The organism is Labrenzia sp. THAF187b, from assembly GCF_009363375.1.
GTDB classification, from domain to species: domain Bacteria; phylum Pseudomonadota; class Alphaproteobacteria; order Rhizobiales; family Stappiaceae; genus Roseibium; species Roseibium algicola.
Genome location: NZ_CP045344.1, coordinates 4,910,816 through 4,933,614, shown reverse-complemented (window position 1 = coordinate 4,933,614; position 22,799 = coordinate 4,910,816). Strand labels below are relative to the sequence as shown.

The window sequence follows — 22,799 nt, the reverse complement described above, 5'->3', positions numbered from 1 at the left end:
CGGTGGGATCAGCCGTTATCTAAGCCCATAAAGCCGAGTCGGTCCAGAAAGCCCTGCAGGATGTAGGCAGCGGCCATCTTGTCGACCACGTCGGCCCGTTTCGCACGGCTCGTATCGGCTTCCAGCAGCGTGCGCGTCACGGCCGCCGTCGACAGCCGCTCGTCCCAATAGGTGATCGGCAGGTCCGTTTTCTGCGAAAGGTTTCTTACAAAGGCGCGCGTCGCCTGGACACGGGGGCCTTCGGAGCCATCCATGTTGAGCGGCAGACCGAGCACCATGCCGCCAACGCCCTGCTTGGCGCAGATGGCCAGGAGTTGTTCCGCATCCAGGGTGAATTTCTTGCGCCGGATCGTTTCCATGGGAGAGGCGATGCCACGGCCGAGATCTGAAAGCGCCAGACCAATGGTCTTGGTGCCAAGATCCAGGCCGATCAGCCGGGTGCGGTCGGGCACGGCGGCCATGAAATCTTCCAGGGAAAGTGCGGGGTCATTTGCCATTCGGCGGCTTTACCAGCGAGCCATGGAAAACACCAGTTCGATTTTCACTCAGAACCCGATGGCAACACGAAGTTGCCCTTCCCAAACGTCCAGCCCGTTCTGTCCCAGGCTGAGATAGCCTCCCTTTGCATCAAGCGTAACGTTCTCCGCAATCAGGGCAGTCGCCCCACCACGCAACGTAAAGCTCCAGGCCGATGCGGTGACAAAGTTCAATTCATCATCGAGGATCTTGCCGTCGTTCGGTCGCAAATATTCGTAGACCGCGCCTGCTTCCACATAGGGCTGGATCAGAAGACCGTCCTGCAAGGTGAATTGACGGCTGAATTCGGTCGTAAGTTCAATTGTCCCCAGAGAGGCTGCATTGCCCGAGATGGGAACGCTTATGGCCCGGTTGAGGATCGTCCCGTTCAGATCGTAACCATCGGAAAAAACGCGGTTGAAGGTTACGGTCGCCTTTGGGCGTACCTGGATCTCGCTCAGCGAATACTGGCCATGAACACTGAAAGTCGCGCCGAGTTCATGGGTATTGTATTCGCCGCTCAAAACCGAGATATCCGAATGGCTGTTTGAAAAGCCATAGCTCAGCGAGCCGTCAACTGCCCAGTGCTGAGAAATTCGTGCGGCAACATAGGGGCCGATTTCAAAGCCCTGGGTGTCGATTGTCAGGTGGGAATTGAAGCCGTCGGTGTCGATGGTTTCAAAGGTCACGGATATACCGCCGACGATATCTTCTGTCAGCTTGCGGTCGGCACCGAATGCCGCGGTCCCACTGAGTGTCTGAAAGTCCCTGCCGAAACGCCTGTCATCGCTGTAGACCCCGGTTACCGTGCTCCAGGCATTCCAGAGTGTCGGTTCGATCAGATCCCGGCCCGGTGTGATTGGAACTTCGTCCTGCGCCTGCAGACGTCCGGCGGCCAGCAGTTGTTCCCGGGTGCAGAACGTCTGTGCATTGTCAGTCCGTGTCTCCTCGGCTGATCGTGGATCGACGCAGTAACTGATCACCTGACCATCAGCGCGCCTGACCGGCACAAAGCCAGCCGGAAGGCTCGGTTGATTTGGATTGCGGCTGCCGGGCGGCAGGGTTCCGATTGGTGGCGTGACAGTGCCTGGCCCTCCAGGAGAGCCGGGGAGTCCGCCGGATGGGGGAAGCGTGCCGATGGGAGGTGTAACTGCTCCAGGTGCCCCTGGCAAAACGCCTGAAGGCCGCAAAATGCCGATTGGTGGTGAGGCTGTTCCGGGAAGTCCGGGAAGTCCGGGACGTCCGGGTGAAAGTCCAGCCGGTGGCAGTGTCCCTATTGGCGGAGTGACGCCGCTAGAGGGTGGCGAAATCGGGCCTGGCAGGCCGGGCAGCACTCCGCTTGGGGGCAGGACCGCGATCGGAGGAACCGGCCGTCCGAAATCCGGAAACAGCCTTCCGATCGGAGGCTTTACCAGGCTTGGCGGCTTTATGTTGTCGGGAAGCTGGAAGTTGCGTTTCTGGTTTTGTGTGTCGATCAGGCAATCAGACCCGCCATCGACGCCAAAAAGCCTGTGTGTTCCACCGTTTCCGCTCGAAACGACCGGAGAAGTTGACAGATGGAGGCCTGTGCTGGAGCGGGACCATGTGTCGACGGTCTGATTGCCCTGGGCGGCCTCCAGCCGGTAATCCCCCGTGACTGTTCCGGAAACCCAGATCGAACGGCTATCAGACTTGTTGGTTCCCAGAAAAAGCAAGCCGCCATCATTTTTGCAATTGGCGGCAAGGGCGGATGTCGAAAGGCTGCTGAAGAGCAGAGCTGCCGGGCAGATGACTTGCAGCCAGGCACGTTTCGAACGCAATCGCATCGGCATAGCTCCAAAGTCTCGCGAATCCCCGACGTCATCTTGCGTTGAAGCAGAAGAGGAAGCCAGCTCTGGTTGTTGAAATAATTGAGGCGTTGCCATAATTGCACAGATGCACTGTCAAAAATATCGATAACGAGACCGTGCCCTGGAAGGCACATTGAACGCATTCAGCTTGTTGCGGACCGGCTGCCGCTGATAGGGTCCAGGCAATCTGTCGTCGAATTAGGAGACCGTGATGAAACTGACCTGGTATGGCCATTCCGCCTTCAAGATCGAGATTGAAGGAGCATCCATCCTGTTCGATCCGTTCTTTACCGGAAATCCGTCTTTTCCCGAGAGCCTGTCAGTCGATCAGGCGTCAGATGGCGTAACGCATGTCATCCTGACCCATGGTCACAACGATCATATCGGTGACGCCGTCGACATCCTGAAAAAAACCGGCGCGCAGCTGACGTCCAATTTCGAAATCTGCATGTGGGCCAACCGGCAGGGGATCGAGAATATCAGTCCCATGAATTCCGGCGGCAAGGTGAACGTTGGACCGTTCAGCGTCGCGCTGACGCGCGCTGATCACTCGTCGTCCTTCCAGGCAGGCGGTGAGGCCGTCTATCTGGGCAATCCACATGGTGTCATCATCGAAGCCCCTGGGGAAAAGACGCTTTATCATCTGGGAGATACCGACATCTTTTCCGACATGGCCCTGATTGACGAGATCTACCAGCCGAAGATCGGGCTTGTTCCCATCGGTGACCGCTTCACGATGGGCGGCAAATCGGCAGCACTTGCCTGCACCCGTTTCTTCAACTTCGATACGATCATTCCCTGCCATTACGGCTCGTTCCCGATCATCGACCAGACGGCGGATACGTTCCTTGAGGCAATGGGCGGCGATCGCGACAAGGTGGCAAAGCCAAATCCCGGCGAACCGATTGACGTCTGACGGGTTCACTCAAGAGAAGCAATCTTTGCTTGTCTCACTTGGAGGCAGAGGTTTAGTCTTTTTCCGAGAAATTTAAGAAGTAGGGGTGGTTTTCTTGTTTTGTGACGCTGGGAGCTTTGGTTTCAGCGTCAAGCGGAGGATAATATGCCGACTGTAAAAGACGTTACCTTCGATCTGCTTCGCAAGCTCGGTTTGACAACTATCGTCGGCAATCCCGGGTCCACTGAAGAAACCTTTCTGAAGAATTTCCCGGATGACTTCCGCTACGTGCTTTCATTGCAGGAAGCCAGCGTCGTCGGCATCGCTGACGGCCTGGCGCAGGGACTGCGCAAACCTGTCATTGTGAATGTCCATACAGGAGCAGGCCTCGGTAACGCGATGGGCTGCATCCTGACCGCCTACCAGAACAAGACACCGCTCATTCTGACCGCCGGACAGCAGACCCGAGACATGCTGCTGCTCGAGCCGCTTCTTACCAACATCAATGCGACGCTTTTGCCCCAGCCATGGGTGAAGTGGAGTTATGAACCGGCAAGGGCCCAGGACGTGCCGGCCGCTTTTATGCGGGCCTACGCGGCAGCGATCCAGCAGCCGAGCGGGCCGGTGTTCCTGTCTCTCCCGCTGGACGACTGGGACAAGGAAATGGAGGGACCCGCAGAAGTTCGGTCCGTGTCTCTGCGTTCGGCCGCCGACCCTGCCAGAATCCAAGATTTCGCTGAGCGTATCAACGCAGCAAAAACTCCGGTTCTGGTCTACGGCTCGGACATTGCCCGGTCAGAAGCCTGGGACGAAGGGATAGCGTTCGCAGAAACGCTGTCTGCCCCGGTTCTGACGGCGCCTTTCGCGGAGCGCACGCCATTTCCGGAAAGTCATCGGCTCCACGCCGGCACGTTGCCTTCGGCCATCGGCCCGATCTGCAAGCGGCTCGAGGGGCACGATCTGGTCATCGCCGTCGGAGCACCGGTTTTTCGCTACTATCCATATGTCGCGGGAGACTACCTTCCGGCAGGCACAAAGCTGCTGCAAATTACAGACGATCCGGACATGGCGGCCAAGGCCCCGGTTGGCGACAGCCTGGTCTCGGACAGCAGGCTTTTTCTTCAGGCAATCCTGCCTCAGCTGGATCGACGTGAGGAAAAGCCTAATCCCTACAAAAAGGATCCGGCGCCGGTACCCGACTACTCGGCCCTGCCATTGACGCCGGATGCAGTCTACAGCTTGATCCGAGAGGCTGCGCCGTCAGATTTCGTGCTGGTTGAGGAATCTCCATCCAACGTCATCGAGCTGGAGCGGCAAATTCCGATCGACAAGCCGGATACGTTCTACACCTTTGCTTCCGGAGGTCTCGGCTGGGACATGCCGGCCGCTGTCGGTCTTGCGATTGCCGAGGAAACGAGCGGACGCAACAGGCCGGTAATCGCCGTGATCGGTGACGGCTCGTTCCAGTATTCGGTGCAGAGCATCTACACCGGCGTGCAGGAGGAAGCGCATGTGGTTTTCGTTGCCATGCGCAACAGTCAATATGCGATCCTGAAGGAGTTTGCGATCCTGGAGGAAACGCCGAACGTTCCGGGTTTGGATCTGCCCGGTCTTGATATCGAGGCACTTGGGCGTGGATACGGCGCAGAGACTGCGAAGGCGAAAACCGCCGACGAATTCAAGGCTGCTCTTTCCGCAGCCCTGGCCTACAGGGGAACGACGGTGATCGAGGTGGAAATATCACCGAAGCTCAGATCGTTGCTTGGATAAACGGTTCAAGTCATTGTGAAAATCTTGTTGTGCCACGGAAGGTCGTGCACAATGCGACCACATGTCGACGGTCGAGTTGCCCTGCTGAGGGCCTGAAAACGCCGAGATAAAAATCAAACCGGGGACTTATCATGAAGCTGTCCAGCTTTGCTTTCATTGCGGTTCTGAGCGGCGCCCTTTGTGCGACGCCAGTCTTGTCGGCGGACAAGTCGATCACGCCTGACGGCAAGCCCGCGCCGTCCAAGCCGCATGCCAAGCCGGGGTCCAAAGCCGCGCAGGACGAAGAAGCTGCCGCCAAAACGCCTTATGCAACGGTACGGGACGTGTTTTCCGGAGACACGACGGTTGCCGGTGAAAAGGTCGCCTTTCCGCAATCGAACCCTTCGATAAAGGCCATCGAGATTACTATGGAGCCGGGTGAGGAGACGCAGTGGCACCAGCATCACGCGCCGCTTTTTGCCTACATTCTGGAAGGCGAGATTACCGTCACTTACGAGGAACTTGGCAAGAAGGTCTACCGTACCGGCGACGGTCTTCTTGAAGCGATGGATGTCACGCACAAAGGGCAGAACACCGGTGAAGGGCCGGCCAAGATCCTGGCTGTTTTCCTGCTCGGTGATGACGGTGTGGCAACGGTTGCCGAAGACAAGCCGGGTGCAAACAAGAACAAGGTCGAATAGCGGCGAGAAATCTCGCCTGGCTGCCTTGTACACCCATTGATTGTAAAGGCGTATTTCGATTGTCCCTACATTAGGGAATTCGAACTTTTTGTAAAATATTGAAAATTCCTTGCCAGATCACAAAACTTACCTAAGGTAATTAGGGGTTGCGTGCTGGACGATGCGGAAGTGTGTCTGCAATCTGAGCGCGCAGTCCTGACAACCATTCAGGTGGGAGTTTTCATGAGCCATTTTCGCATGTTGCCGCGTTTGAGCGCGGTGGTTCTCGGACTTGCGGCAGCTTTTGCCGTAACGTCCCAGACAAGTCTGGCGCAGGAGGCGCAGAAGCCGAATATTCTCGCTATTTGGGGGGACGATATCGGCACGTGGAACATCAGCCACAACAACCGTGGCATGATGGGCTACCGCACGCCCAACATCGACCGGATCGCACAGGAAGGCGTTGCCTTTACCGACTATTACGCCCAGCAAAGCTGTACGGCCGGACGCGCTGCCTTCATCGGGGGCAATGTACCTGTGCGCACAGGCATGACCAAGGTTGGCTTGCCGGGAGCAGAGCAAGGCTGGCAGGAAACCGACGTCACCATGGCGACCGTCCTGAAGGCACAAGGTTACAAGACCGGCCAGTTCGGCAAGAACCACCAGGGAGACCTGGACGAACATCTGCCGACAAACCACGGTTTCGATGAGTTCTTCGGCAATCTCTATCATCTGAATGCTGAAGAAGAGCCGGAAAACCGGGACTATCCGGGGGACATGGTTCTGGCGAACGGCAAGACCTTCCGTGAACAGTTCGGTCCGCGCGGTGTGCTTCATACCTGGGCCAATGCAGACGGAACGCAGAAGATCGAGGACACCGGTCCACTTACGAAGAAGCGCATGGAAACCGTCGATGAGGAGTCGCTCGCCGAAGCCAAGCGTTTTATCCGCGAAGCGGTGGAAGAGGGCGTTCCCTTCTTTGTCTGGTGGAACGGAACCCGCATGCATTTCCGCACACATGTGAAGGAGGAGCACACAGGGATTGCCGGCCCGAGCGGGGATACCTATCACGACGGCATGGTCGAGCATGACATGCATGTCGGCGAGCTGCTGGACCTGTTGGACGAGCTCGGCATCGCCGATAACACGGTGGTGATGTATTCGACCGACAACGGCCCGCATTTCAACACCTGGCCGGATGCCGGCACGACGCCGTTCCGCAGCGAAAAGAATTCCAACTGGGAGGGCGCTTATCGTGTGCCGACCTTTGTTCGCTGGCCCGGCGTCTTCCAGGAAAACGTGACGCTCAACGGTATCGTTGCCCACGAAGACTGGCTGCCGACCTTTGCCGCGATTGCAGGGGCTTCGGATATCAAGGAACAGCTTCTTGAAGGTGTTGAACTCGGTGGCCGAACTTACCGCAACTACATCGACGGTTACGACCTCAACGCCTATCTGAAAGGCGAGACCGATTCATCGCCGCGTCATGAGTTCTGGTACGTGAATGACGATGGTCAGGTGGTTGCGGCCCGGTACGACGACTGGAAGGTCGTGTTCCTGGAAAACCGCGGTCAGGCCTTCGGCGTCTGGCAGGAGCCTTTCACGGAACTGCGTGTGCCCGCCGTCTTCAACCTGCGCCGGGATCCTTTCGAAAAGGCCCAGCACAATGCCAATATCTATTTCGACTGGTTGCTGGACCGTGCGTTCGTGATCGTTCCGATCCAGGCACTGGCCTCAAGGTTCCTGCAGACAATGCAGGACTATCCGCCAAGCCAGACACCTGGATCCTTCAATCTGTCATCGATCGAGGAGAAGTTGAAAGCCGGCATGAGCGGCAGCAACTGAGTTTAACTCGTCACATCAATAAAAAGCCCGGGGCTTTGCGAGGCTCCGGGCTTTTTGCGCATTTGCCAATATCTCGTCCAGAACTGCAGCAATTGGCGGTCTTCAGATTTTGGATCTCAGAGACGGCGCAGCAGTTCAGGTGTCGGCCAGGCATCGGCCGGCATGCCAAGCTTCTGCTGTACCTGCTGCACGGCATTTCGGGTGCCGGAGCCGAGGATGCCGTCGATCTTGCCGACGTCATAACCCATGCTGGATAGCTTCGACTGGAGCTGCTTCATCTGGGCGTCGTCCAGGCCAAGGTCCGGGTTGCCTTCGGTGTAGACCGGTGCGCCGGCGAGCCTTGTCGCGAAATAGGCGGCAGTGGTCGTGTAGACGAACGACTGGTTCCATTCCAGATAGATGCTGTAATTCGGATAGGCGAGGAATGCCGGCCCCTTGCGGCCCTGAGGCAGGAGCAGTGAAGCGGGCAGGTTGCCGGAAATCTGACCCCAGCGCGGCTGCACGCCAAGAGCCGCCCACTGGGCACCGGTCTTGGTCTTGTCGAGCCCGGTTTCAGCCCAGTTGAGGTTCTGCGGCACCTTGACTTCCTGCAACCAGGGCTCTCCACGGCGCCAGCCCAGATTCTGGATGAAGGCACCGGCGGTCAGAATGGCATCGGCGGCACTTTCCTTCAGCTTCACGTGTCCGTCACCATCGCCGTCGCGGCCGAACTTGATGATGTCTTCGGGCAACATCTGAACCATGCCGATCTCACCTGCCCAGGCGCCGGTGGTGTTGCGCGGGTCAAGATCACCGTGCTGGACCATCTCGATGGCAGCGATCAGCTGCGGCCGGAACAGTTCCGGGCGGCGGCAATCATGAGCCAGCGTGGCCAGCGCATTGACGGTGTTGAAATCGCCCTGAACCGCGCCGAAATCCGTTTCAAGCGCCCAGAAAGCTGTAATGACAGGTGCCGGAACGCCATATTCGGATTCGGTGCGCTGGAACACGCTCGCGTATTTCTTCATGTTCGCGGCGCCGTTTTTCATCCGGTAGCCGGAGATGACCCGCTTGGAAAAGTCCAGGAAGGTCATCTTGAAGACACCCTGCGCCCGATCACGCGACAGCACCTTGCGGTCGACCTGCGCACCCGCCAGGGTCTGGTCTGCCGCATTCGCGGAAAGGCCCTTGGCAATCGCTTCCTGTTTCACGCCTGCAAGGAACTGCCGGAAGTCGCCGCCACACTGTTGCGCCTGAGCAGGCGCGGTGGCGAGCCAGAAACCGGCGAGGGCGGTCGCAGCGATTTTCGGGGAGAAGCGGAGTGTCATGAAAAATCCTGTCGTTGGGCGCAAAGGCAGGCCGGAGCCTTTAAAAATCGGCCATAGTTGACTGTGCTTCGCCTGTAACGTCAACCCGTCGGCAGGGCGAGCTGAAGGCTCTTCCACCAAGTCTTTGGCGGCAAGCTGCGGTGCTAGCGGCAATTGCCGAAATCAGAGCCGACCATGATGCCACCGTTCGGGGATCTTTTCAGCGGCGCGTTGACGCTGGCTGAAGAACGACAGTCGGAGGAAGAAGTTCCGACGCTGGGCGACTGGTAATAGGGGGCGTTTACCCCGGAGGTCTGCTGCTGGCACATCTGGTAGGCCATGTCGTAAAGGGCCTGCCAGCCACCGGGCATCGAGCCCATGTTGTTCAGGATGCCAAGTGCTGCACCCGCGCGGGCGCCGCGATAAGCGCCCGATGCCCCGCGCCATTCGCCGCCAACAACCGCTCCGGCCATGCCGCCGGAAACAGCATCTCCGACGACATCACCGCTGCCCATGCGGGCGTTGGCATAGTCGGTCGCATAGACTGTGCAATCGGTTCCATCCGCCTGAGCTTGCGTGATCGCGGCCGAGAAACCGACGAGAAGGGAAGCGCTGAGGCTGAGGGCTGCACGGTTTGCCATGGTCCGTCTCCTGTCTGCAGTGCCTGACATGCACCGCGAAAGCGCAACAATCCAAATGCCGAGACCGGCCGGAAGAGTGTTGCGACATATCGAGAGCTATCGACACAGGCGCTGCTGATTGCGCCCGTCGATGCAACTGTCCCCGCGGTCCGCAGGGCAAACTTAAATCGACGGGATATTACGCTTCGACACTTAACAAGGCTCTACCTGGCAAATGCAGGTTTTACTCATGGTTGCTGCTGGGGTTCCAGAAAACTTTCACCTACGTAGCCGGTCTTGCCGTCATACTGGACGCCACACCACCAGTTGCCGCACGTGTTGAAACGAACCTCGGCTCCAGCCGGAATGACGGCCAGAACCGTTGCATCCTTGTTCTGCGCTTCACGCAGGTTCACGGATGACTTGATTTTTGCCGATAGCGGAAAGTCCGAAGCAGCGGTGCTGGTTTCCGAAGTAGAGGTGGATGCAGTTTCGGTGCCGGGTGCCGAGACGGCCGCAATGCCAGCTTCCAGAGGCGATGCATCCGATACCGGATTTTCGTCGGTCTCCGGCACTGCTGCAGCAGCGCGGGCAACGAGGGTATTGGTGGTGCCGCGTGCCGATTGGCTATCGGTTCTGACAGGGGCGGGCTGAGCTGGAGCAAGTCGCGACTGGATCTTGTCATCGGCAACCTTGTTGGTGTCATGACCCAGCGGGTTGGAATGGTCTTCAGGTGTAGTGGACGCTATCGACCTTGAGGCGAATACCTCGCGGATACGGTCCTTGGCCGATTTTACCTGCTCTGCGCTCGCGGTCGGTGTTGCGGTCAGATCCGTCCTGCCCTGGTATTCGGGATCTGCGCCTGCAATCAGGCTCTCGATCGTCGGTTCGGTATTGATCAGCTGGGTCTGGACCGTACGGCTGTCTGCCTCTTTGCCGGCCAGCAGGTCGCTCAGGCTCAAATAGACTGCTCCTGCGCCGACGCCGACAATCACAAGTGTACTGATCAACAGGGTTCTGAAACTCGGACCATGCCGGAAATTGGCTGCCGCTTTGGAAGCGGCTGCAGGTGCGGGGACTTGTTCAGGCTGAAGGCCGATATTCCGCGAGCCTCGTACCGGAGTGCGCAACACGCCTGGCATATCAAAGCCGGCTTCGTCCGTTGCACCTGTCAGCGTTGGGCGGCGGGAGGCTGTCGGCTTCAGTTCGTCGGCGGTTGCATGCATCTGAAGGATCTTGGCGGCAAGTGTGCTGGCGTCAGAACCTGTGTCTGCCGCCACTGTGTGAACTTCGGTTTCGCTAAGAGGGACTTCATCGTCCTTGGAAGGATCGTTGGGAACGACGAGCTTCAGCTCGTTCTTTTGAGGTGCATTGTCCGGATCGTGGCCTTCGGGGAAGTCGCAAGTGTTGGCTGGCGCGGTGACGGAATACATGTGGCCCTCCTGGTTTTGCGGTTCGGGCACGCTCGGAGCGGTTGCCATATCTGGGTACCGGAGCATTAATCTTCGTTAATGCGTCGGCACGCAGGCCGGATTGCGGCGGCAGTAGGGAATTTTGCATGAAATGTGACGGGTCTGTGGTCTTGCGCGGCCAAATGGATGTGCGTTTGCAAAAGCCTAACCTGTCTCTGACAAACTGAATGCAAACGGCCTGCCAATAGAATGAACGGCAGGCGTTTCGCCCGGGCAGGGCGAAAGGCGAAGCCAGAAACGACAGGCAAAAAAGATCATGACGCGCTGGATCTCTCACCTCATCTCTCGCACGGTCGGATTGGCGGCGGGCCTTGCTGCTGGACTGGCGTTCGCCTGCCAGTCGGCCGCCGCGCAGGATGTGCAGGAACTGAAGATCGGCCTGTTGGCGACACTGTCCGGCCCGGCGGCCGTCTACGGTGAACACATGCGCGACGGTTTCATGCTGGCCGTCGAGCAATCCAATGGCGCGCTTGGTGGCTTGCCCACCAATGTGATCGTGGTCGATGACAAGCTGGACCCGGACAATGCGCTGGAGCAGGCAACGAAACTGATCGAGGAAAATGGCGTCGATCTCATCGTCGGCGTCAATTTCTCCAAGGTAATGCTTGCCGTGCACGATCCTATCGTGCGGTCGAAGACCTTGTTTATCGGAACGCATTCCGGGCCTGCGCCGATCGCCGGTCGCAATTGCAGCCGTTATTTCTTCTCCACCGCGTCACAGGACGACCAGGTCCACGAGACGATGGGGCGTTACGCCAGCCTCAAAGGGTACCAGGATGTCGTCACCATCGCCCCGGACTATGAAGCTGCCCGGGATGCCGTTGCCGCGTTCCGCCGCCATTTCAAGGGACAGATCGCCCGCGAACTGTTCCCGAAACTGGGTCAGACCGATTTCTCGGATGAATTCAGGCAGATCGAGGAAATCGAACCGGATGCGATTTTCACCTTCATGCCGGGCGGCATGGGGGTGGAACTGGTGAAACAGTTCCACACTTCCGGGCTGAAGGGTATTGTACCGTTCCTCTCGTCCGACACGGTCAATGCCGTCACGCTTCCCTATACGGCGGAGATGGCGGAAGGACTTTACAGCGCATCACATTGGGCGCCTAACCTTGATAATCCGGCCAACAAGAGGTTCGTGCGGGAGTTCAGCAAGGCCTACAAGTACGAGCCATCGGTCTACGCTGCGCAAGGGTATGATGCAGCCAAGATGATCCATTTTGCCCTGGAGCTGACCGGGGGCGTCAAGGACCAGGAAGCGTTGATCTCGGCTATCAGTGCAGCGCCCTTCGAAAGCGTGCGAGGGGACTTCCGCTTCAATTCCAACCAGTTTCCCATTCAGGATTTCTATATTGTGGAAGGGGTCCGGCGCACCAGCAAGCTCTATGAGATGGAAGCCGTTGCCCGGGTCTTCGACGATGTCGGCGATGCCTATGCCGGTTCGTGCCGTATGTAGTCTTATCCTGGACTGGCCAGACGTCGGGATGATCTGAAACGATCGGTCCAGAAATCAGACCTGCTCCTCTTGCATTCTGGACTGCGTAGTCCATATCAGAGGCATGAGAAACGCAGAGGTCCATATTTCCGGCTCGGAAAAACGCGCGGCAGGTCCGGGCAGGCCGCGCAGCTTTGATGAAGCTGCGGCGCTTGAGGCGGCCATGCATGTTTTCTGGCAGAAGGGCTTTGAAGCGACTTCTCTGGACGATCTCACCAAGGCAATGGGGCTTAGCCGTTCCAGTTTCTACGCGACTTTCGGCTGCAAGCAGACGCTGTTTCTGCGAGCGCTGGAGCATTATTCCAAAAACGGAATCCGTGGCCTGAAGGAAGTTGCCGAAACCGCTGAAGATGACGCGGTAGACGCGATGATGCAGGCTTTGTCAGATCCGAAAGGGGGCCCAAGGGGCTGCCTTCTGGTCAATTGCATCACCGAACTTGCGCCCCATGACGACAAGGTTGCCGAGATTGGTCGTCGTCACCTGGAAAACATCGAAGACCTCTTTGCCAGGGCGATCGACCCGGACAACCCGGATGCTGTCCGGGATAGGGCGAGCGCCTATTCATCGCTTGCCATTGGAACCCTGGCGCTGCGCAAGGCTGGAGTTCCGGCAGAGCGGATTGCCAGAACCCTGAAGCAAGCACGGACCGTCCTGATGCCATAATCGCCCGGGTGGTGTGGAAGCGTTCATCAAGAACCACGGAGTTGTGCGCATAATATTGGACTGATTAGTCCAGAAATAGTGAAGCAGACAAACTTCAAAAGGAAAGAAGAAAATGTCAGAAGCAAAACTGTTTTCGCCCGCAAAGGCAGGGGCAATCGAACTGAAGAACCGTATCGTGATGGCACCGTTGACCCGCAACCGGGCCCGGCACGAAGACGATGCACCGCATGATCTGACAGTGAAATATTACGATCAGCGTGCCGGAGCAGGATTGATCATCACCGAGGCCTCGCAGATCTCGCCGCAGGGCAAGGGATATGCATGGACGCCGGGCATCTATTCAGATGCGCAAGTCGCGGGCTGGAAGAAGGTCACCGATGCGGTTCATGCAAAGGGTGGCAAGATCGTCATCCAGCTCTGGCATGTCGGACGCATTTCGCATCCGGTTCTCCAGCCGGGTGGCGCAGATCCGGTGGCTCCTTCCGCAATTGCCGCCAAGTCCAAGACGTTTGACGGGACGCAATTCGTCGATACGCCGACACCGCGCGCGTTGGACGCCAGCGAGATCCCGGGCATTGTCGAGGACTATCGAAAAGCCGCCGAGAACGCGAAGAAAGCGGGATTCGACGGTGTCGAGGTTCACGCTGCCAACGGTTATCTGATCGACCAGTTCCTGCGCGATGGCTCCAACAAGCGTGACGATGCCTACGGCGGATCCATCGAGAACCGGAGCCGCTTCCTGAAGGAAGTCATGGATGCCGTTGTTGGTGTTCTGGGTGCTGACCGGGTCGGTATCAGGCTGAGCCCGTTCTCAAGCGCCAACGACATTGCCGACAGCAATCCGCAAGCGACCTTCTCGCACGCGATCAAATTGCTCAACGGCTATGGTCTTGCCTACCTGCATCTGGTTGAAGGCCAGACCGGTGGTCCGCGCGATATCCCGGATGGTGGCGATTTGTCTGCACTCTACGCACTCTTCGACGGCGCCCATATGGGCAACAACGGTTACGACCGTGCTTCCGCAATCGAGGCAGTGGAAACGGGCGCAGTCGATCTTGTCGCGTTTGGCCGTCCGTTCATTTCCAATCCGGATCTGGTCGAGCGGCTGGAGAAGCATGCTCCGCTGAACGCGCTGGATACCGATACGCTCTATGGCGGCAGCGAAAAAGGCTACACGGATTATCCCACCTTGGCAGAAGCGTCTGTCGCGGCGGAGTAATCCAGAAGGTTTCGGGCCGCCCGACATCCACCCCCTCCGGGGCGGTCTGAAGGATAGCCGGTGCAGGGTTTCGACCCGCACCGGCTTTCTTTTTATGCATGTGAAAGGGTATTTGCCCTGCTGGCAAGCAGGTGAGCGGTGCACCAGCAGCCAAGTCCCAACTCCACTGCGGCAGCGGCGACAAGTGGTGCAGGCGGCATGCCGTCGAGGGCCAGGCTGACAAGCCGGCCCGTGCCATAGCCAAGCAGCAAGGCGGCGGACACCTGCAATCCGATTGTCTCCCACGAACGGTAGAGAAGACCCATCGAAGCGGCGAAACACGCCAGCAAGATGAGGACGCCGGGCGAGCGAACCTCGCTCATCATCGCCGCGGAAGGATTGAGTGTTATTCCGTTTGAAGAAAACAGTAGCTGCGGCGCAAAGACGATCAGGGAGCCGATCGCCAGAAAGGTCAGGGCGGACAGGGCGAGGGCGGCTTTTTTGCTCAGGGTGTTCATTGGCTGTCTCCGGTTCGTTTGAACTGGAAGCCAGGATCTGATACGTGCGCCAGATGATCTATGATATAAAGAATAAGAAAACTTGCAGATCGTCCAGATTTCTGGGCCGGTGACCAGCGTTCAAGAGGGAGTTCCTGATGTCCTTGCCAAGTCCGGTCTTGCAAGCTGACCAATCCTCCCCCTCGCTGGATTTTGCTCCGCTTGGCGATGTGTTGCATCTTCTACGGCTCACGGGAACCTTCTACTGCAATCCCGAACTGTCAGCTCCCTGGGCGATTGATGTTCCGGACATGGGTGGACAGATGGTTCTTCTGGTGGTGACCGAGGGGAGTTGTTTGCTGCAGACGGAGCACTGCGATACGATTTCCTTGACCGCCGGGCAGCTTGTGCTGTTGCCGCATGGCAAACCGGTTGTCATGAGTAGTGATGCCGAAGCTGTCGCAACGCCTCTCTTCGACATTCCTGCCATCCGACACAGCCCGTCCTACGAAACCATGATTTTTGGTGGGGGAGGGGCCGTCACCCGGATGACCTGCGGAGTGTTGAAGCTCGACCACGCGGCTGCCGAACGTCTGCAGCAGCTGTTGCCCCCGGTCATAAGACTGGACACCTTCGCTCAGCACGCCGGCCCATGGATCTACAGCACGCTGAAATACCTGGCAGAAGAGGCATGCAATCCGCAGCCGGGCGGAGAAACAGTGCTGACACGCCTGACGGATATTCTCGTCGTACAGGCGATCCGGGCGTGGCTGCAGAGCAACGAGGCGCTTGAAACAGGCTGGCTTGCAGCCTTGCGCGATCCGAAGATCGGGCGGGCGCTACAGGCCTTTCACCGTGCCCCGCAGGAAGGCTGGACCATTGCCAGGTTGGCGGAAAGGGCTGGTATGTCACGTTCCGCATTTGCCGCGCGCTTCAAGCAACTGACCGGGGAAGGTGTCATGCAGTATGCCCTGCATTGGCGCATGCAATTGGCACAAATGGATCTGAAGGAAGGAAAACGTACACTGGCGGAGATTGCCATTGGGCTCGGCTACGAGTCGGAAGCAGCATTTGCACGGGCCTTCAAACGGATTGTCGGGACGTCGCCGGGGGCATATCGAAGGCAATAATCGGGAGTGATTTCAGCATCGGCCGCGGCTGTGACTGGTAACCGTACCGGAGCGTACTCTTTTTTCCCATTCCGGCCTTTCGTTCGGCAAAAAAACCTGTCAAACCCATATCAGAGCTAATTCGGGCGCGGAAACCTGATCCGCTCCGGCAGCACGTCGCGCCGGAGGGACAAAGGCCTGCACACGTAGGGAGAAACGAAAATGCCCCCGTATCGTTCCAGAACATCCACTCACGGCCGCAACATGGCTGGTGCGCGCGGCCTTTGGCGCGCGACCGGCATGAAGGACGACGACTTCGGCAAGCCGATCATCGCCATCGCCAACTCCTTCACACAGTTTGTGCCGGGCCACGTCCATCTGAAGGACCTCGGCCAGCTGGTTGCCCGAGAAGTGGAAAAGGCTGGTGGTGTCGCCAAGGAATTCAACACCATCGCGGTCGATGACGGTATCGCCATGGGTCACGATGGCATGCTCTATTCGCTGCCCTCGCGCGAAGTGATTTCCGATGCGGTCGAATACATGGTCAACGGCCATTGCGCAGATGCGCTGGTATGTATTTCCAACTGCGACAAGATTACCCCGGGCATGCTGAACGCTGCCATGCGGCTCAACATTCCGGTTGTCTTCGTTTCCGGCGGGCCGATGGAAGCCGGCAAGGTGGTGCTGGAAAATGGCGTTGCCAAGTCTGTCGACCTGATCGACGCAATGATTGCCGCTGCCGACGACCGGATGTCCGATGCAGACGTTCTGACCATGGAACAGAATGCCTGCCCGACATGTGGATCCTGCTCGGGCATGTTCACGGCGAACTCCATGAACTGCCTGACGGAAGCCCTTGGTCTGGCCTTGCCGGGCAACGGCTCGACGCTGGCTACCCACGCAGATCGCGAACGGCTTTTCGTGGAAGCAGGGCATCTGATCGTCGATCTTGCTAAACGCTACTACGAGCAGGACGACGAAAGCGTGCTGCCGCGGAACATTGCGAACTTCAAGGCGTTCGAGAACGCCATGAGCCTCGATATCTCCATGGGCGGATCCACCAACACGATCCTGCACCTTCTGGCAGCGTCCCATGAAGGCGAAATCGGCTTCACGATCGATGACATCGACCGTCTGTCGAAACAGGTTCCGGTGCTGTGCAAGGTCGCGCCCGCGGTCGAAAACATCCACATGGAAGACGTCCACCGGGCGGGCGGCATCATGGGTATTCTCGGTGAACTGGACCGGGCAGGGCTGCTGCACACGGACCTTCCGACAGTTCATTCGGCCACGATGAAGGAAGCACTCTCGCGTTGGGATATCCGCCAGACGAACTCCGAGAGCGTGCACAAGTTCTTCAGTGCAGCACCGGGCGGTGTGCCGACACAGGTTGCCTTCAGCCAGGAGCGCCGCTGGGACGATCTCGACATCGACCGCAAGACCGGTGTCATCCGCGAGGCGGAACATGCCTACAGCAAGGATGGCGGCCTGGCCGTGCTTTACGGCAACATTGCCGAGGATGGCTGTGTGGTGAAAACCGCCGGCGTTGACGAAAGCATCCTGAAGTTCTCCGGTCCGGCTCGGATCTTCGAGAGCCAGGACAGTGCCGTCTCCGCGATCCTGACCAACAAGGTCAAGGAAGGCGACGTGGTGCTGATCCGCTACGAAGGTCCGCGCGGCGGTCCGGGCATGCAGGAAATGCTCTATCCGACCAGCTACCTGAAATCCAAGGGTCTCGGCAAAGCCTGCGCGTTGATCACCGATGGCCGTTTCTCGGGTGGGTCTTCGGGCCTGTCCATTGGCCACATTTCTCCGGAAGCTGCCGAAGGCGGTGCTATCGGACTGGTCGAGGAAGGCGATCCTATCGTGATCGATATTCCGAACCGTGTTCTGAAGGTCGATCTGCCGGATTCAGTCTTTGCCGAACGCCGCGCTGCAATGGAAGCAAAGGGCGATCAGGCCTGGAAGCCGGTCGAGATCCGCAAGCGCAAGGTTTCAACGGCACTTCGCGCCTACGCCAAACTGACCACCAGCGCTTCCAAGGGCGCCTTCCGGGTGGTCGACTGACGACGAGCTGAACTGAAATTCGGCACCGAAACTGCAACGCCCTGCGCCCGAAAGGCCGCGGGGCGTTTGTCATTTGAAGGTTATGACAAGGCAAGACAATCGCTTCAGACTGAAGGCCTGTTGGTAGTTCGGGAAATCAATTCGCCAAAGACCCTTGTCATTCGCATGCTTCCGCCGCAAATATCCGGCTTACCTTCCGGTTCAGATCCAAGGCAGTAGATGGATTCTCTTACCCAGTTTGTTCTCGGCGCAGCCGTCTCCACAGCACTCCTTGGCAAAAAACTCGGCCCCAGAAAGGCCGCTCTTATCGGCGGGGCCTTCGGGACGTTGCCGGATCTGGATGTCCTGATCCCCTATGACGATCCCATCGACAGTTTCGTCTACCATCGCGGCTGGACCCATTCGGTCTTTGTACATGCATTGGCGGCGCCATTGTTGGGCGAGGGGCTCATAAGGCTGTTCAAGGGCTTGAGGGACTGCCGCTGGCTGACCTGGCTCACTGTCTTCCTGTGTCTTGCCACCCATGCAGGCATTGATGCGATGACGGTCTACGGCACGCGGCTGTTCTGGCCTTTTTATCCGGATCCCGTCGGCGTCGGGTCGGTGTTTATTATTGATCCGCTCTATACCCTGCCTCTTCTGGCCGTCGTGATCTGGGCTCTGTTCAGGAAGAACTGGACACGGCGCTTTCAGGCCTGGATAACGGCTGCGCTGGTGGTTTCGACCGGATATCTTGGCCTGAGCGTCGTCCTTCAGCGTCATGTCGAGCAGAAAGCGCAGGATCTGTTCAGGCAGGAAGGCATTCTTCCAGACAAGGTTTTTGCAATTGCCGCGCCCTTCAACATTCTCGTCTGGAAGGTCATCGGCCTTCAGGAAGATCGCTACGACAATCTGTATTATTCGCTTCTGGACGAGGGCGGGAAACCGGAGATCTATACCCATCCACGACACCCGGAACTCGTTTCCTGTGTTGAAGATACGCAGGCCTTCCGGAAACTGGACTGGTTCAGCCGTGGCTACTACAGGGCCGAACTGGACGACGGAAAGCTCGTCATCTCCGATCTGCGCATGGGCATGACCCCGAACTATGTTTTCCGCTTTGCGATTGCCGACGCCCAGGACGATGGCTTCCGGGAGATCCCTCCACGAAGCGCAACGGGAGAGGTGAGGGTGGATCCGCAAGACTGGACGTGGCTGACTGCCCGGCTCAAGGGTGTGGTAGCGGTGCGCCAGGCGGAGGCAGCTGTTGCTGGAACTGGAGAGGCCATTGCCGGGCGGGCATGTGCGCTCCCTGATGGGACTACCGGTTAGAACACTACAGGGCCGTTGAAAAAGATGCTCCTGCAATCCGCTTGTGTGAGTTGATGTGAAACTGCCTGTTGGCAAGTGGCGGCAGAAATTATTCAGGTTTTACAGATTGTTAGCTGCTTGAATTTTGAGCATGTTTTCTGCGGGGATATACCCGGTACGGCGTTGGTGCTGGCGTGGTTGCGGCGAATTTGATCAATTATTTCAGTTAGTTAAATTTAGGATTTTGTTCATTTGAATTTAGGTGAGGTTGCTGAAGAAATGGGCATCCATTTTGCAGTAAAAGACCTGACAAAATTAGCAAGACAGAATTAACCTCTCGGCGAAATCATGCCTGTGTTTTCGAACGACGGGGCAAATACATCATGAGCCGGGCGGCATACACAGGTTCCGTTCTCTGCGGTGCCGGTATTCTGGTGGCGGGGCCTGCAGTGGCCGCGCAGACAATGGAGCTGGCGACTTTCCAGAAGAGCCTGGACATGGTTTGGGTGCTGTTTGCAGCCGGACTGGTTTTGTTGATGCAAGTTGGTTTCATGTTGCTGGAAGCTGGCCTCGTCCGTTCCAAGAACTCGATCAACGTTGCCCAGAAGAACCTTCTCGATCTCGCCGTCTCCGTTCTGATCTTTGCGGTCTTTGGCTTTTCGCTGGCATTCGGCGCCGGCGGAAGCTGGTTTGCGGGATTTGACACGCGGCTGTTCGGTCTGTCGGAGCTTGACCCCTGGGGCCTGACCATCTTCGCCTTTCAGGTCATGTTCTGCGGTACGGCGGCAACAATCATTTCCGGTGCGGTGGCTGAACGCATGCGCCTTTCGGCGTATATCTGGTGTTCCGTGCTGACTGCCGGGCTGATCTATCCTGTGTTTGCGCATTGGGCCTGGGGACAGGCGCTGTTTTCAGATGCCACGGCAATGCTTGCCAACATCGGCTTTGTCGATTTCGCCGGGTCAACGGTGGTCCATGGCACGGGCGCATGGATCGCGCTGGCTGCCTGTGTAATCCTGGGGCCGAGATCCGGCCGTTTCGGAGTGGACGGGCGGGCCTATCGCATTCAAGGCCACAGCTCCGTTCTTGCAACGTCTGGTGCGTTGATCCTTTTTGTGGGCTGGCTTGGCTTCAACGGCGGCTCCACACTTGCCGCCTCCTGGCATGTGCCGATGATCCTCGCCAACACCGTTCTTGCCGCCGCCGCTGGCACCGGGGCGGGGTATCTTCTTGGCCGTCAGAAAGACAAGGTCATTCTGCCGGAAAACTCGATCTCGGGGCTATTGGGTGGCTTGGTTGCCGTCACTGCCGGTTGCCATCTTCTGACCCCGGTCGGTGCATTGGTGATTGGCGCCGCCGGTGGTGCAGTTGCCATTCTCGGTGCGATCCTTCTGGAACGGGTCCTGAAGATTGACGATCCCGTCGGTGCAATCAGCGTACACGGATTTTCAGGCGTTGCCGGTACGCTGGGCCTGGCGCTTCTGGCACCAGCAGACCAGTTGCCGCTGGGAGCTCATCTGCCGCAGTTTCTGGTCCAGTTTACCGGAGCGCTTGCCTGTTTTGTCTGGAGTTTCGGGTCCGGCTGGCTCGTCCTGTCCGTCCTGAACAAGATGCAGCCGATCCGGCTCGACATTGCCAGCGAGGATCTTGGCCTCAACGAGGCGGAGCACGGCACGCGGCTCGGTATCGGACATGTGGAAGATGCTCTTGATCGCCTGATCGCCGGCAAGGCGGACCTTTCCATGAGGCTGGAAGTTGCCAAGGGCGATGATTCAGAGCGTCTGACGCGTCTGTTCAATGCGCTCATGGACACCGTTCAGAACGAGGAACAGGCTCACAATCGTGCCGCAGATGCCAAGCGCACACGCGAAGAGGCCGAACGCCTGTCGGCCCTTGCCAACGCCACTTTCGATGCAATCGTCATTTCGGTCGACGGACGGATCCTGGACGGTAACAAGACCTTCGAGGATCTCATCGGTTATCCGATCGACGAACTCGAGATGCGTGGATTGTACGAGTTTGTCGACAATGAACTCGCCGGCACGCTCGAGGAGCATCTGGTCAAGGCGGAAAAGGAACCGAGGGAAGTCACTCTGATCAACCGCTCCGGTGAGCGTGTACCCGTCGAGATCCGCACCCGTGTCATTTCCTATCGCGGCATTCCGACCCGAGTCTCCGCTCTGGTTGACCTCAGGGAGCGCAAGAAGGCTGAGGCACAGATCCTGCACCTTGCCCAGCACGATCCGTTGACGGACCTGCCCAATCGCGCCGTCTTCAATGCCGAGCTCAAACAGACCATCGGCAAGTGCAAGCAGTATGGTATGTCGGCAGCCCTTCTGATCATCGATCTGGACCGTTTCAAGGATATCAATGATCTGCACGGTCACCCGGTCGGTGACATCGTTATCCGTGTCACCGCCGAGCGTTTGCGCCACTCGTGCCGCCACGGCGATACCGTTTCACGCCTCGGCGGTGATGAGTTTGCGATCATCCAGAACGGCATTCAATTCGCCAATCAGGCAGAGGATATGGCCATGCGTCTGGTCAAGTCCCTGTCGGAGCCGATCGACTGTGGCCACGGGCTAATTCTGAAACCGGGAGCAAGCATCGGTGTTGCACTGATGACCGGATACGACGCCGAAGACCAGGTCATCTCCAATGCCGACATCGCGCTTTATAACGCCAAGAACGGCGGACGGCATACCTATTGTGTCTTCCAGCCGGGCATGGGGGATGAAGTTCGCCAGCGCAGGGCCTTGGAAAAGGACATGAATACGGCACTCTCGGCGGGCGAATTTGAGTTGTTTTTCCAGCCGCGCATGTGCCTGGCATCCGCGCGTATCGTCAGCTATGAAGCTCTCATCCGCTGGAACCATCCCGAGCGTGGACTTGTCAGTCCTGCCGAGTTCATTCCCGTCGCGGAGGCTTCCGGCCAGATCGTTCCGATCGGCAAGTATGTGTTGGCTGAAGCCTTGAGGATAGCCTCCTCGACAATCACCACTGCCAGCATCAGTATCAACGTCAGCCCAGTTCAGTTCCGCGATCGGGATTTTGTCGATGACGTTCGCAGAGCCATCGAAACGTCAGGTGTTCCGGCAGGCCGGATCGAACTGGAAATCACCGAAAACACCCTGATTGAAGACGACGCCAGAGCGTTGGCGGTGCTGACACGCCTAAAGGAAATCGGGGTGAAAATAGCGCTGGACGATTTCGGCGTCGGTTATTCGTCCCTCAGCTACCTGAGCCGCTTTCCCTTCGATTGCATCAAGATCGACCGGTCCTTCGTTTCCGAAGCACAGCGCAATTACGGTTCTTTGGCGATCATCGAAACGGTGGTCAGGCTCGGCAAGGCTCTCAAGATGCGCGTCGTCGCCGAAGGCGTGGAAGACACGGAAAAGCTCTGCCTGTTGGCACAGCGCGGATGCCACGAAGCTCAGGGTTATCTGATCGGAATGCCCGCACCAACGTCCAAACTTGTCCGGAGTATCCCGGAAGAAGTGAGTGAAGCGCTCGATCGGCTGAAGTTCGGCGGGCTGCAGGTGTTTGAAGCGGCCAACCAGAAGAACCTAGCCAGCTAGACGCCCTCG

Annotated in this window: 17 protein-coding genes; 11 read left to right on the top strand and 6 right to left on the bottom strand. The window is 58.1% G+C overall.

The window, feature by feature from the left end; translation table 11 throughout:
* Positions 1-8: 8 nt before the first annotated feature.
* Positions 9-497, bottom strand: coding sequence for a Holliday junction resolvase RuvX (ruvX, locus tag FIV03_RS22595; protein ID WP_023004059.1), 489 nt, complete (start codon positions 495-497; stop codon positions 9-11).
* A gap of 48 nt (positions 498-545) precedes the next feature.
* A complete protein-coding gene (locus FIV03_RS31660; protein WP_173013913.1) occupies positions 546-1,499 on the bottom strand; it encodes an autotransporter outer membrane beta-barrel domain-containing protein in 954 nt (317 codons plus the stop codon).
* Positions 1,500-2,556: 1,057 nt separating this feature from the next.
* On the opposite strand from FIV03_RS31660, the gene FIV03_RS22585 reads away from it, so the two are divergent.
* The 4 genes from FIV03_RS22585 (at position 2,557) to FIV03_RS22570 (ending at position 7,514) form a co-directional block, all read left to right on the top strand.
* On the top strand, positions 2,557-3,261 hold the full coding sequence (locus FIV03_RS22585) for a metal-dependent hydrolase (protein ID WP_152511060.1): 705 nt from the start codon (positions 2,557-2,559) through the stop codon (positions 3,259-3,261).
* A 144-nt stretch (positions 3,262-3,405) separates the two neighbouring features.
* Positions 3,406-5,010, top strand: coding sequence for a benzoylformate decarboxylase (gene mdlC / locus FIV03_RS22580; protein ID WP_152511059.1), 1,605 nt, complete (start codon positions 3,406-3,408; stop codon positions 5,008-5,010).
* A 131-nt stretch (positions 5,011-5,141) separates the two neighbouring features.
* Complete coding sequence (locus tag FIV03_RS22575) at positions 5,142-5,690, top strand: cupin domain-containing protein (RefSeq protein ID WP_152511058.1); 549 nt, start codon at positions 5,142-5,144, stop codon at positions 5,688-5,690.
* A gap of 222 nt (positions 5,691-5,912) precedes the next feature.
* Positions 5,913-7,514: an arylsulfatase gene (locus FIV03_RS22570; protein ID WP_286202222.1), complete on the top strand. Its 1,602-nt coding sequence runs from the start codon at positions 5,913-5,915 to the stop codon at positions 7,512-7,514.
* A gap of 116 nt (positions 7,515-7,630) precedes the next feature.
* On the opposite strand, the gene FIV03_RS22565 is transcribed toward FIV03_RS22570, so the two are convergent.
* The 3 genes from FIV03_RS22565 to FIV03_RS22555 form a co-directional block, all read right to left on the bottom strand.
* On the bottom strand, positions 7,631-8,821 hold the full coding sequence (locus tag FIV03_RS22565) for a lytic murein transglycosylase (RefSeq protein ID WP_152511057.1): 1,191 nt from the start codon (positions 8,819-8,821) through the stop codon (positions 7,631-7,633).
* A gap of 143 nt (positions 8,822-8,964) precedes the next feature.
* Positions 8,965-9,441 carry a hypothetical protein gene (locus FIV03_RS22560; protein ID WP_152511056.1) on the bottom strand — a complete coding sequence of 159 codons (477 nt, stop codon included), beginning with the start codon at positions 9,439-9,441 and terminating at the stop codon, positions 8,965-8,967.
* 227 nt (positions 9,442-9,668) lie between these two features.
* Positions 9,669-10,853, bottom strand: coding sequence for an SH3 domain-containing protein (locus tag FIV03_RS22555; protein WP_173013912.1), 1,185 nt, complete (start codon positions 10,851-10,853; stop codon positions 9,669-9,671).
* A 295-nt stretch (positions 10,854-11,148) separates the two neighbouring features.
* Here FIV03_RS22555 and FIV03_RS22550 point away from each other — a divergent pair, with 295 nt between their 5' ends.
* The 3 genes from FIV03_RS22550 (at position 11,149) to FIV03_RS22540 (ending at position 14,270) form a co-directional block, all read left to right on the top strand.
* Positions 11,149-12,348 carry an ABC transporter substrate-binding protein gene (locus FIV03_RS22550; RefSeq protein WP_152511054.1) on the top strand — a complete coding sequence of 400 codons (1,200 nt, stop codon included), beginning with the start codon at positions 11,149-11,151 and terminating at the stop codon, positions 12,346-12,348.
* Between the two features lie 103 nt (positions 12,349-12,451).
* Entirely contained in the window at positions 12,452-13,051 is a 600-nt protein-coding gene (locus FIV03_RS22545) for a TetR/AcrR family transcriptional regulator (protein WP_152511053.1), read from the top strand.
* A 112-nt stretch (positions 13,052-13,163) separates the two neighbouring features.
* Positions 13,164-14,270, top strand: coding sequence for an alkene reductase (locus tag FIV03_RS22540; protein WP_152511052.1), 1,107 nt, complete (start codon positions 13,164-13,166; stop codon positions 14,268-14,270).
* Positions 14,271-14,362: 92 nt separating this feature from the next.
* On the opposite strand, the gene FIV03_RS22535 is transcribed toward FIV03_RS22540, so the two are convergent.
* Positions 14,363-14,767: a DUF4345 domain-containing protein gene (locus FIV03_RS22535; protein ID WP_152511051.1), complete on the bottom strand. Its 405-nt coding sequence runs from the start codon at positions 14,765-14,767 to the stop codon at positions 14,363-14,365.
* A gap of 137 nt (positions 14,768-14,904) precedes the next feature.
* Here FIV03_RS22535 and FIV03_RS22530 point away from each other — a divergent pair, with 137 nt between their 5' ends.
* The 4 genes from FIV03_RS22530 (at position 14,905) to amt (ending at position 22,790) form a co-directional block, all read left to right on the top strand.
* Positions 14,905-15,876 (top strand): AraC family transcriptional regulator, encoded by a 972-nt coding sequence (locus tag FIV03_RS22530; protein ID WP_152511050.1) that lies wholly within the window; start codon positions 14,905-14,907, stop codon positions 15,874-15,876.
* 201 nt (positions 15,877-16,077) lie between these two features.
* Positions 16,078-17,922 carry a dihydroxy-acid dehydratase gene (gene ilvD, locus FIV03_RS22525; protein ID WP_152511049.1) on the top strand — a complete coding sequence of 615 codons (1,845 nt, stop codon included), beginning with the start codon at positions 16,078-16,080 and terminating at the stop codon, positions 17,920-17,922.
* A 219-nt stretch (positions 17,923-18,141) separates the two neighbouring features.
* Positions 18,142-19,233, top strand: a complete 1,092-nt coding sequence (locus FIV03_RS22520; protein WP_152511048.1) for a metal-dependent hydrolase — start codon at positions 18,142-18,144, stop codon at positions 19,231-19,233.
* A gap of 362 nt (positions 19,234-19,595) precedes the next feature.
* Positions 19,596-22,790: an ammonium transporter gene (amt, locus tag FIV03_RS22515; RefSeq protein WP_209009757.1), complete on the top strand. Its 3,195-nt coding sequence runs from the start codon at positions 19,596-19,598 to the stop codon at positions 22,788-22,790.
* Positions 22,791-22,799: the final 9 nt, after the last annotated feature.

Coding starts and splice junctions, on each gene's coding strand:
- ruvX (WP_023004059.1), bottom strand. CDS start 497: ATGGCAAATGACCCCGCACTTTCCCTGGAAGATTTCATGGCCGCCGTG.
- FIV03_RS22585 (WP_152511060.1), top strand. CDS start 2,557: ATGAAACTGACCTGGTATGGCCATTCCGCCTTCAAGATCGAGATTGAA.
- mdlC (WP_152511059.1), top strand. CDS start 3,406: ATGCCGACTGTAAAAGACGTTACCTTCGATCTGCTTCGCAAGCTCGGT.
- FIV03_RS22575 (WP_152511058.1), top strand. CDS start 5,142: ATGAAGCTGTCCAGCTTTGCTTTCATTGCGGTTCTGAGCGGCGCCCTT.
- FIV03_RS22570 (WP_286202222.1), top strand. CDS start 5,913: ATGAGCCATTTTCGCATGTTGCCGCGTTTGAGCGCGGTGGTTCTCGGA.
- FIV03_RS22565 (WP_152511057.1), bottom strand. CDS start 8,821: ATGACACTCCGCTTCTCCCCGAAAATCGCTGCGACCGCCCTCGCCGGT.
- FIV03_RS22560 (WP_152511056.1), bottom strand. CDS start 9,441: ATGGCAAACCGTGCAGCCCTCAGCCTCAGCGCTTCCCTTCTCGTCGGT.
- FIV03_RS22555 (WP_173013912.1), bottom strand. CDS start 10,853: ATGTATTCCGTCACCGCGCCAGCCAACACTTGCGACTTCCCCGAAGGC.
- FIV03_RS22550 (WP_152511054.1), top strand. CDS start 11,149: ATGACGCGCTGGATCTCTCACCTCATCTCTCGCACGGTCGGATTGGCG.
- FIV03_RS22545 (WP_152511053.1), top strand. CDS start 12,452: ATGAGAAACGCAGAGGTCCATATTTCCGGCTCGGAAAAACGCGCGGCA.
- FIV03_RS22540 (WP_152511052.1), top strand. CDS start 13,164: ATGTCAGAAGCAAAACTGTTTTCGCCCGCAAAGGCAGGGGCAATCGAA.
- FIV03_RS22535 (WP_152511051.1), bottom strand. CDS start 14,767: ATGAACACCCTGAGCAAAAAAGCCGCCCTCGCCCTGTCCGCCCTGACC.
- FIV03_RS22530 (WP_152511050.1), top strand. CDS start 14,905: ATGTCCTTGCCAAGTCCGGTCTTGCAAGCTGACCAATCCTCCCCCTCG.
- ilvD (WP_152511049.1), top strand. CDS start 16,078: ATGCCCCCGTATCGTTCCAGAACATCCACTCACGGCCGCAACATGGCT.
- FIV03_RS22520 (WP_152511048.1), top strand. CDS start 18,142: ATGGATTCTCTTACCCAGTTTGTTCTCGGCGCAGCCGTCTCCACAGCA.
- amt (WP_209009757.1), top strand. CDS start 19,596: ATGAGCCGGGCGGCATACACAGGTTCCGTTCTCTGCGGTGCCGGTATT.